Annotated in this window: 8 protein-coding genes, 1 tRNA gene and 1 riboswitch; of the genes, 8 read left to right on the forward strand and 1 reads right to left on the reverse strand. The window is 30.5% G+C overall.

The window, feature by feature from the left end; all coding sequences use genetic code 11:
- The first annotated feature begins 16 nt into the window (after positions 1-16).
- The 3 genes from ACRC28_RS18025 (at position 17) to ACRC28_RS18035 (ending at position 2,624) form a co-directional block, all read left to right on the forward strand.
- Positions 17-101 (forward strand) — tRNA-Tyr (locus ACRC28_RS18025).
- Between the two features lie 388 nt (positions 102-489).
- Positions 490-599, forward strand: a riboswitch (SAM riboswitch).
- A gap of 84 nt (positions 600-683) precedes the next feature.
- On the forward strand, positions 684-1,862 hold the full coding sequence (gene metK / locus ACRC28_RS18030) for a methionine adenosyltransferase (protein ID WP_438544833.1): 1,179 nt from the start codon (positions 684-686) through the stop codon (positions 1,860-1,862).
- Between the two features lie 156 nt (positions 1,863-2,018).
- On the forward strand, positions 2,019-2,624 hold the full coding sequence (locus ACRC28_RS18035) for a hypothetical protein (RefSeq protein ID WP_438544834.1): 606 nt from the start codon (positions 2,019-2,021) through the stop codon (positions 2,622-2,624).
- A 30-nt stretch (positions 2,625-2,654) separates the two neighbouring features.
- Here ACRC28_RS18035 and nagA read toward each other — a convergent pair whose 3' ends face one another.
- Entirely contained in the window at positions 2,655-3,791 is a 1,137-nt protein-coding gene (gene nagA, locus ACRC28_RS18040; protein WP_438544835.1) for an N-acetylglucosamine-6-phosphate deacetylase, read from the reverse strand.
- Between the two features lie 125 nt (positions 3,792-3,916).
- Between nagA and recD2 the strand changes: the two genes are divergently transcribed.
- The 5 genes from recD2 to secA form a co-directional block, all read left to right on the forward strand.
- The gene (recD2, locus tag ACRC28_RS18045; RefSeq protein ID WP_438544836.1) at positions 3,917-6,151 is read left to right on the forward strand and encodes an SF1B family DNA helicase RecD2; all 2,235 of its coding nucleotides are present in this window, start codon (positions 3,917-3,919) and stop codon (positions 6,149-6,151) included.
- 13 nt (positions 6,152-6,164) lie between these two features.
- A complete protein-coding gene (locus tag ACRC28_RS18050; RefSeq protein ID WP_438544837.1) occupies positions 6,165-7,151 on the forward strand; it encodes a hypothetical protein in 987 nt (328 codons plus the stop codon).
- The gene (locus ACRC28_RS18055; RefSeq protein WP_438544838.1) at positions 7,124-7,753 is read left to right on the forward strand and encodes a ComF family protein; all 630 of its coding nucleotides are present in this window, start codon (positions 7,124-7,126) and stop codon (positions 7,751-7,753) included. The genes ACRC28_RS18050 and ACRC28_RS18055 overlap by 28 nt, the downstream gene beginning before the upstream one ends.
- Positions 7,754-8,143: 390 nt before the next feature.
- Complete coding sequence (gene hpf / locus ACRC28_RS18060) at positions 8,144-8,674, forward strand: ribosome hibernation-promoting factor, HPF/YfiA family (RefSeq protein WP_438544839.1); 531 nt, start codon at positions 8,144-8,146, stop codon at positions 8,672-8,674.
- 181 nt (positions 8,675-8,855) lie between these two features.
- A partial coding sequence (secA, locus tag ACRC28_RS18065; RefSeq protein WP_438544840.1) for a preprotein translocase subunit SecA occupies positions 8,856-10,750 on the forward strand: 1,895 nt, incomplete at its 3' end.

Genomic DNA, 10,750 nt, shown 5'->3' on the forward strand with positions numbered 1-10,750 from the left:
TGCCAGCTCCAAATAAGGTGGGGTTCCCGAGTGGCCAAAGGGGGCAGACTGTAAATCTGTTGCAACTTGCTTCGAAGGTTCGAATCCTTCTCCCACCACCAAACGCTAAGAATTTTCTTAGCGTTTTTTTTATAAAATAAAAAGAAAATTATAAAGTGTTTTTCAAAGAGTAAAATTTTTATAGTTTATTGTAACTGTATATTTTATAAAATTTTGATTAGAATAATTAATAAAGAAGCTAAACGTATGATTTACTAATAAAATAATATAAATATTAATAAAATATAGAGAGTTTTAAATTTTATATTATGAAAATTAAAATAACATGAAAGAAAAACAAAAAGAATCCTTTAAATAAAGGTGTTTAGGAGCGTTAAGAAATCGTTAATATAAAAAAATATAAGGATATTATGTAAAAAAATGTATTGACTATAGAAAAGCGCTATGTTAAAATTCAAATGAAAATAAGTTAAAAAATAAATAACGAAACTCTTATCAAGAGAGGTGGAGGGATACGGCCCTGTGAAACCCAGCAACCTACAGTATTGAATTTTAATATGTGTGGTGCTAATTCCAGTAGATTATCTACGAGATGAGAAGAATAGGAAACTAGTTCTCTTCTTCATCGAAGAGTTTTTTTATTATATAAGAAAAATTTATAGAGTTGAAAGGAGAATAATACAATGAGAAGATTATTCACATCAGAATCAGTAACAGAGGGGCATCCAGATAAAATTTGTGATCAAATATCTGATTCAGTATTAGACGCAATATTAGAAAAGGATCCAAACGCAAGAGTAGCTTGTGAAACAGCAGTAACAACAGGAATGGTAATGGTAATGGGAGAAATCACTACTAACTGTTACGTTGATATTCCAAAAGTTGTAAGACAAACGGTAAGAGAAATCGGATATGACAGAGCAAAATACGGATTTGACTGCGATACATGTGCAGTTATGACAACTATAGATGAGCAAAGTGCAGATATCGCTATGGGTGTTGATGAAGCACTTGAATCAAGACAAGGTGAAAAAGATGAAGTTGAAGCAGTAGGAGCTGGAGATCAAGGAATGATGTTTGGTTTTGCTACTAACGAAACTGAAGAATTTATGCCAGCACCAATCGCAATGGCACACAGATTATCAAGAAGACTTACTGAAGTAAGAAAAAATGGAACTTTAGCTTACTTAAGACCAGATGGTAAGACTCAAGTTACAGTTGAATATGAAAATGATAAACCAGTTAGAATAGATGCTATAGTTATTTCAACTCAACACGGAGAAGAAGTTACTTTAGAGCAAATACAAAAAGACTTAAAAGAGCATGTAATTAAAGCTGTAATTCCAACAGAATTATTAGATGAAAACACTAAATACTACATCAACCCAACAGGTAGATTCGTAGTTGGTGGACCACAAGGAGATAGTGGTTTAACAGGAAGAAAAATCATCGTTGATACTTACGGTGGAATGGGAAGACACGGTGGTGGAGCATTCTCAGGAAAAGATTCAACTAAAGTTGATAGATCAGCTGCTTATGCTGCAAGATGGGTTGCTAAAAACTTAGTAGCTGCAGGTGTTGCAGATAAATTAGAAGTTCAATTAGCTTATGCTATTGGAGTAGCTAAACCAGTTTCAATAGTTGTTGATACTTTCAAAACAGGAAAAGTTGAAGATGACAAAATCATCGCTATAATAGAAAAAGCATTTGATTTAAGACCAGGAGCTATAATCAGAGATCTTGACTTAAGAAGACCAATATACAAGCAAACAGCGGCTTATGGACACTTCGGAAGAACTGATGTAGAACTTCCTTGGGAAGCTTTAACTAAAGTTGAAGAAATAAAATCATTAATGAAATAGTAAAAAAGACTAATGCGCACGCATTAGTCTTTTTTTTATACCTTGCATATAAAGTGAAAAGATAGAGTTTAAGAGTGGGAAAATTCCATTTGTGTAGCAATATATTAAATAGATAAATATAGTAATAATAAAAAGCTATTTATTGTGAGGTATATAATGAGAAATAGAAATAATTTGATAAATAATAAAAAAAATGAAAAAAAGTATAGTGATATAAGAAGATCACGTTCCACAGTAATAAAAAAAGAAGAAGAAACTAAGCATGAAGAAGTAGAAGTGAAAAAAATTGAAGAGATAAAAGAGATTGAGGAAGTGGAAGAAGTTAAAGAAGTTGTAGAAATAAAAGAGCTAGAAGAAGTGCAAGAGCCTTTAGAGGTAGAAGAACTTGAAGAAGCAGAAAAACTTGACGAAGTGCAGGAGCTTGAAGAAGTGAAAGAACTTGAGGAAGTAGAAGAACTTGAGGAAGTAGAAGAACTTGAGGAAGTAGAAGAACTTGAGGAAGTAGAAGAACTTGAAGAAGTAGAAGAACTTGAAGAAGTAGAAGAACTTGAAGAAGTAGAAGAACTTGAAGAAGTAGAAGAACCTGAGGAAGTAGAAGAAGTTGAAGAAATAGAAGAGTCTGAAGAAGTAGAAGAGCCTGAAGAAATGGAAGACACTAAAGAGGTAGAAGAAAGTGAAAATAGCATTACAAAGTATAAAATTATAACAACAAGCGTAGTGATATTCTTATTTGTTATAATGTTATATTTCATATTTAAATAAGAAAAGCAGCCCACATTAGGCTGCTTAAAATTATGCTTGATGTACAAGCTTACCGTTGATAATAACTTTTTTAATGTTGATTTCTTCATCGAATATAAGTAAGTCAGCATCAAAGCCTTCTTTTATCATACCTTTTGAATCTTCAACCTTGCAGTGTTTTGCACCATTATAAGAAGCCATTCTTACAACTTCGTGTAATGGATAGTCTGTATTTTTATATACGTTATGAACTGCTTTGTCTAAAGTTAGGATTGAACCTGCTAAAGTTCCACCGTCTAATCTTGCGGCACCGTCTTTAACGAAAACATCTTGACCACCAAGTCCATATTTACCATCTGGCATTCCGCAAGCCATCATAGCATCTGTAACAAGAAGAACTTTATCAATTCCTTTTTGTTTATATGCAATTCTTAATGATGGGTAAGCAATATGAATTCCATCAGATATAGTTTCAGTTGAAATGTCAGTATCAAATATTGCACCAACAACTCCAGGTTCTCTGTGGTTAAAGCCAGTCATTGCATTGAATAGGTGAGTTGCATGAGAACATCCACATTTAATACCTTCAACAGCTTGGTCATAAGTAGCTTTAGTGTGTCCAATTGAGCATACTATTCCTTTTTCTGTTAAGTATTTAATAAGTTCTTTAGCACCCTCAACTTCAGGAGCTACTGTTACAGAAACTACTGCATCTTCAGAACCTTCAACCATTTTATTGTATGTTTCTATTGATGGAACTTGTAAAAAGTTTGGATTTTGAGCACCAATAGCATTTGGGCTGATGAATGGACCTTCTAAATGAGCACCAAGTACGTTAGCACCATCAGTACCATTTAATTTTAATTCTTTTATGCAAGCCATTGACTTTTTAATATCGTCTACAGATACAGTCATAGTAGTTGGCGTAAAAGAAGTAGTTCCAAACTTACAAATTGTTTTAGCAATTTCATTTATAGCAACTGTTGTTCCATCCATTGTATCGTGCCCACCAGCACCATGAATATGAACATCTATAAATCCAGGAGATAAATACATACCTTCGGCATCTATTACAGTATCAGTATTGACATTTGTAGGGTTAATTTCTTTTATTTTTCCATTTTCAACAAGAACAGAACCTTCTTCAATTTTATCTAAAAAGATAATCTTACAATTTTTAATTAACATAAAATACACCTCCAAATTTTTAAAAATTTCCTAGACATAAATAAATTTACTTAAATGCCTTATGATATAATTATATAATAGATAGTCAAGAATATAAATACTAAGGAGTTATTTGGAGAGAAAAAATGGAAAGTATAGTAGGTTTAGTTGAAACGATAGTATTTAAAAGTGAAGAGTCGGGATATACAGTATTTAAGGTTAATGTGAATAAGCAAACTATTTCAGCTACAGGAGTAGTTCCTCTTGCAAAGGAAGGGCAGCATGTTAAATTAACAGGAGAGTGGACTGTTCATAAAAGCTTTGGAAAGCAATTTAAAGTGGAAAATTATGAAGAGATATTGCCAACTTCTAAAGAAGGAATAGAAAAATATTTAAGTGCTGGAGTTATTTATGGTATAGGTCCTGTAACTGCTAAAAAGATAGTAGGTAAGTTTGGAGAAGAAACTTTAAATATATTAGAAAATAATATTGAAAGATTAAGAGAAGTTGATGGAATAGGTGAAAAAAAGTTTAAGATTATTTGTGAATCTTATGAAGAGCAAAGAGGACTTAGAGAAGTAATTTTACTTTTATCAGAATATGGACTTACTAATAATCAATGTATAAAGGTATATAAAAAATATGGAGATGGAGCTAAAGAGGCGGTAAAAGGAAATCCATATAGATTGTGCAAGGAAATTTCAGGGATTGGTTTTAAGACAGCTGATAAAATTGCAATGAATATGGGAGTTCAGAAGGATTCAGATTTTAGAATAAAAAGTGGAATTGAATATATTTTAGGTAAGTTTTGTGCAAATGGAAACACTTACATGCCAAAGGAAAAGCTAATAGATGAAGCATCAGAGGCTTTAGAAGTAGATAAAAATATAGTAGAGCAAAATATATATAATGCTCATATAGAAAAAAGCATTATGATAGAAAAAATAGATGATAAAGAAGCAGTATTTTCTCTTGCATATTATTATAGTGAGCTTGGAATAACTAAAAAGATTATAGAACTCGGGATAGAGAATTTTCAAACTATAAATACAGATGTAGAGCATGAAATTAAAATGTTTGAAAGAAGTCAAAAGATAACCTTTGCGCCATCTCAAAAAGAAGCTATAATTAATGCTTTTTCAGAAGGAATTGAAATTATAACAGGGGGACCTGGAACAGGGAAAACAACAATTATAAAATGTATTATAGACATTTATGAAAAGAATGGATTAAAAGTACTTTTAGCAGCACCAACAGGGCGTGCAGCTAAGAGAATGTCAGAATCAACAGGACGTGAAGCAAAAACTATTCACAGACTTTTAGAAATGGGAGTATCAGATGAAGATGGTGAAAGAACTACATTTTTAAAGGGAGATGGAGAGCCACTAGAAGGAGAAGTAATTATTTTAGATGAAGCCTCTATGATAGATGTTAGTTTAATGAATAGCCTTCTAAAAGCTATTAAGCTTGGAACAAGACTTATTATAGTGGGAGATGTAGACCAACTTCCATCAGTAGGGCCTGGAAATGTCTTAAATGATTTAATTAATAGTGAGTTTATTAAGGTTATAAGGCTTAAAGAGATATTTAGGCAAGGAGCAGAAAGCTTAATAACTGTAAATGCACATAGAATAAATAATGGGGAGATGCCTCATTTAAATAAAAAGGGTAATGATTTTTACTTTATAAAAAGTGAAAATACAGAAGAAATTTTAGAAACTATAATAGATTTAATAAATAGAAGACTTCCTAAATTTAATAAGGATTGGGATAGACTTAGAGATATACAAGTACTAACACCTATGAGAAAAGGAATTCTTGGTGTAGAGAATATGAATGAAAGAATACAGGATGTATTAAATCCTAAAGAAGGATACAAAAAAGAAAAAAAGGTAAGGGAAACTATTTTTAGAGAAGGGGATAAAGTAATGCAAACTAAAAATAATTATACCTTAAAATGGACTAGAGTATCTGGTGAAGGAGAATATGAAGGTGTTGGTGTATTTAATGGAGATATGGGATTTATACAAAATATAAATGAGGAAGAAAAGACTGTAACTGTTATATTTGATGATGAGAGACGTGTAAAATATGATTATGTCTATGTAGAGGAATTAGAGCTTGCATATTCAATAACAATTCACAAGAGCCAAGGAAGTGAATTTAAGGTTGTAATTATTCCAGCATTTATGGGTTCACCATTATTAATGAATAAAAATTTATTGTATACAGGCATAACTAGAGCAAAAAAATTAGTTGTTGTTGTAGGAATGCCAAAGGCTTTAAATTATATGGTGAAAAATACTAAAAGTATGGAAAGATATTCAGCATTAGAACATAAAATAAAAGAGATAACAAATAATGAATTTGTAGAGAAGTAGGAGGAGAGTTGCTTTGAAAGATTTTTTAGATAAAGAAATAAGAAATATTAATAAAAAGCTTGAAAATTGGATGAAAGATGAAAAAAAATATATATATCTTTATGGAAGACCTTTTCAAAGCAATAATATTTTCTTAAGTTTAATAAATAAAGCAGTAAATGAAAATAAAAAAATACTATATATATATGGAAAAGAAGAAATTGATAGAGAATTAATTAAAGAAGTAAGCTTAAGTGGAAGAAAAAAAGCCTCATATACAAGAAATGGATTAAGTAATTCAGATATTGTTTTTATGTCATTTAAACATACATACAACATAATTAAAAATTATGACTTAATAATAATTGATGATATATCAACATATTTTAAGGTTGATAAAAACTCATTAGAAGGGCTATATAAAAAATGTATTGAGCATGGGAAGAAAATAATTATCTATACTATAGAAACAAATTCATTTTTAGAAGATGGAAACGATATAAGCAGTTTAGGAATTAGAAATAGATTTGTAGAGCCACGTGTTATTACTACTAGAATAGATTTGAAAAAAGATATTCCATATAGCTTATATGATTATATATTATGGTTTAGAGAGAGAAGAGGGAAGGTTGTTTTTTGGGTTCCATATTATGAAGATATAGAAAGCTTATACTATTATTATATAAATGAAATAAAACTAGAGGGTGTGAAAATATTTAAGGCAGATGAGTACAAAACTGATTTAAATATTAAAGATAGGGCAATATTTATAATAACTAATAGTATGGAGGAATTGAGTAAATTTTCAAATTTAGATGGGATAGTAGTATTATTTGCCGATAATTTTAAGGTAGATTATAAAAAAATTATTTATATGTGTGGAAAATTAACAAAAAATAATGATACTATGTCAGAGCTTATTTTAGTTTCAAAGGATGAAACTGATGAAATTGAAAAAGCAAGAAGTTTAACTAGAAGATTTAATAAAAAGTTATGGGACGAAAATTATTTAAAAATTTAATTGATGGAATTTTAGATGTAATATTTCCAGTCGAAAATAAATGTGTTGTATGCAATGAAGAGGACGAAGAAGGATTATGTGATAAATGTAAGAGAAAGATAGTTTTATGTGAGAAAAATGACAATAGTTATGCATATTATAATGAGACATTAAAAAAATTAATATTAAGTTTTAAATTTAGTAAAAATTTTACATCAGGAGATATTCTAAGTAAATTTTTAATTCAGAAATTAGAAAATGAAGACAAGGATTGCATTATAACATATGTTCCTTTAAGTAAAAAAAGATTAAAGAAAAGAGGCTTTAATCAGTGTGAATATTTAGCAAGAAAAGTAGGAGAAGCTTTAAATATAGAGGTTTTAGACACGTTAGAGCAAGTAGAAGAGATAAGGGAACAGAAAACATTAGGAGTGAAAGAAAGAAGAGAAAATGTGAAAAATGCATTTGTTTGTAAAAACTCTAAAATAATTAAAAAGAAGAAAATAATACTAATAGATGATGTAATTACAACAGGTGCAACTATAAGAGAATGTGAAAAAATTTTAAAAAATAATGATGTATTGAGTATAAAAGTGTTGACTATTGGGAAAAGTGATATATAATATTAATGTAAAGTTAGGTCTGTGGTTGAAAGTCGAAGCCAGTCGCAGGCGAAACGATCCACGTAACCTAGGCAAAGTTCTAGTGAGCATGGTGCGGTATAGAGGTAAGTCCTACCAGTTAAATCTGAGAGTGTTAGTAGTGAGAGGTTGATTCTGGGTAGCGAAAGCTCCAGTAGGCGAGTGTGGGGGCAAAGACCAGGTCAGCTAACTTTATGAAAAAAAGCATGATAGTTTTTATCATGCTTTTTTTATACTATTTTTAAAAATTCAGAAAATTTGGAAAATCTATTGAAAATGATTTCAGAAGGTGGTAAAATATAGACAAGAAGTACACAAGTACTTAAAAAAAAGAGAGTTAAAAAAACCTCTAATAGAAAGGGGCTGGACTTTATGAAAGTAACAGTAGTATCAAAAAATATTGAAATAACAGAAGGGCTAAGAGAAAGCATAGAAAAGAAAATTTCAAAGCTTGAAAAATATTTTGAGAAAGAAGTAGACGCAAAGGTTACAGTAGCAGTACAAAAGAATGCACATATAGTAGAGGTCACAATTCCTTTCAGCGGAATAATGCTAAGAGCAGAAGAATCAACAGATGATATGTACAAATCAATAGATATGGTAGAAGAAAAGTTAGTTAGGCAAATAAGAAAGCAAAAAACTAAGTTAAGCAGAAACTACAATAAATCATTAAGATTTGCAGAAATTGCAACAGATGCTGAGCCGGTAGAGGAAACAAAAGGGAAAATAGTTAGAACTAAGAGTTTTGCAGTTAAGCCAATGAATTCAGAAGAGGCAGTGCTTCAAATGGAACTTTTAGGACACAGCTTTTTTGTATATCAAGATACAGACACTAATAATGTTAGTGTAGTATATAAAAGAAAAGATGGAAATTATGGATTGTTAGACCCAGAATATAAATAAGAATAAAAGATAGAATTATAAGCCTTGCAATAGATTTTGCAAGGCTTTCATTATTAAATAAAAAAAATTAAATAAAAAATGCTAAAAGTTGAAAAAATAGAATGTAAAATGGTATAATCAAAGAATGTATAAATAGAAAAATGAAGACTATAAAATGTTAGAGATTTGAAAGGAAGAAAGTATGGGAATATTTAAAGCGTTATTTGGATCATATAGCGAAAGAGAAGTAAAAAGAATACAACCACTTGTAAATAAAATAGAAGCATTAGAAAGCACAATTGAGGTTTTAAGTGATGATGAACTTAAAGCAAAAACGGAAGAGTTTAAAGAAAGACTAAAAAATGGGGAAACACTAGATGATATATTAGTTGAAGCATTTGCAGTTGTGAGAGAAGCTTCATGGAGAGTTCTTGGAATGAAGCATTATCCTGTTCAATTAACAGGAGGAATTGTACTTCATCAAGGAAGAATAGCAGAGATGAAGACTGGGGAAGGTAAAACATTAGTTGCAACATTACCAGCTTACTTAAATGCATTAAGTGGAAATGGAGTACACGTAATTACAGTAAATGACTACCTAGCAAAAAGAGATAGAGACCAAATGAGTGAACTTTATGGTTTCTTAGGATTAACTACAGGAGTTGTAGTTCACGATATAAGCAACGACGAGAGAAGAAATGCTTACAACTGTGACATAACTTATGGAACTAATAATGAATTTGGTTTTGATTATTTAAGAGATAATATGGTTATCTACAAAGAAGAAAGAGTTCAAAGAATGCTTAACTTTGTTATTGTGGATGAGGTTGACTCAATTCTTATTGATGAAGCTAGAACACCACTTATTATTTCAGGTGCAGGAGAAAAATCAACTGAATTCTATAAAGTTGCAGATTTCTTTGTTAAGAAATTAGTAGCAGAAGAAGATTATACAATAGATGAAAAAGCAAATGCAGTTATGTTAACACATCATGGTGTAGAAAAAGCTGAAAAAACATTCAATGTAGATAACTATGCAGATGCTAATAACATGCAATTACAACACTATGTAACACAAGCACTTAAAGCTAACTACTTCATGAGAAGAGATAAAGATTACATGGTTAAAGATGGAGAAGTTATCATAGTTGATGAATTTACAGGAAGACTTATGGAAGGTAGAAGATATTCAGATGGTCTTCACCAAGCAATTGAAGCAAAAGAAAATGTTAAAATTGCTAGAGAGTCAAAAACACTTGCAACAATAACATTCCAAAATTACTTCAGAATGTACAATAAATTATCAGGTATGACAGGAACAGCATTAACAGAGGAAAATGAATTTAGAGAAATCTATGGATTAGACGTTATTGTTATTCCAACTAATAAACCAATAGCAAGACTTGATAGTCATGATATAGTTTATAAGACAGCTACAGGAAAGTATAATGCTATTATTGATGAAATAATAGAATCAAATAAAAAAGGTCAGCCAGTTCTTGTAGGTACAGCTAGTATCGAAAAATCAGAGATTATAGCTAGTTTACTTAAAAAGAGAGGAATACCTCATAGAGTATTAAATGCAAAGTTCCATGAGCAAGAAGCTGAAATTATAGCTAGTGCAGGAGAATATGGAGCAGTTACTATTGCAACTAACATGGCAGGAAGAGGAACAGATATTAAATTAGGTGAAGGTGTTGTTGAGGCTGGTGGATTAAAAATCATTGGTACAGAAAGACACGAATCTAGAAGAATAGATAACCAGCTTAGAGGACGTTCAGGAAGACAAGGAGATCCAGGTCATTCTACATTCTATATATCATTAGAAGATGATTTGATGAGAATATTTATGTCTGAAAAAACTCATGCTATGGTTGATAAATTAGGACTTGAAGAAGATGATGCAATAGAAAGTAAAATCATAACAAGATCAATTGAAAGTGCTCAAAAGAAGGTTGAAGGACATAACTTTGACATAAGAAAAAATCTTTTAGGTTATGATGATGTTATGAATATGCAAAGAGAAGTTATTTATAAGCAAAGATCACAAGTTCTTGAAGGTGAAAACTTAAGAGAAGAAGTTAGTGGAATGATAAA

The sequence above is a fragment of the Clostridium sp. genome, assembly GCF_051650885.1.
Taxonomy (GTDB): Bacteria; Bacillota; Clostridia; order Clostridiales; family Clostridiaceae; genus Clostridium.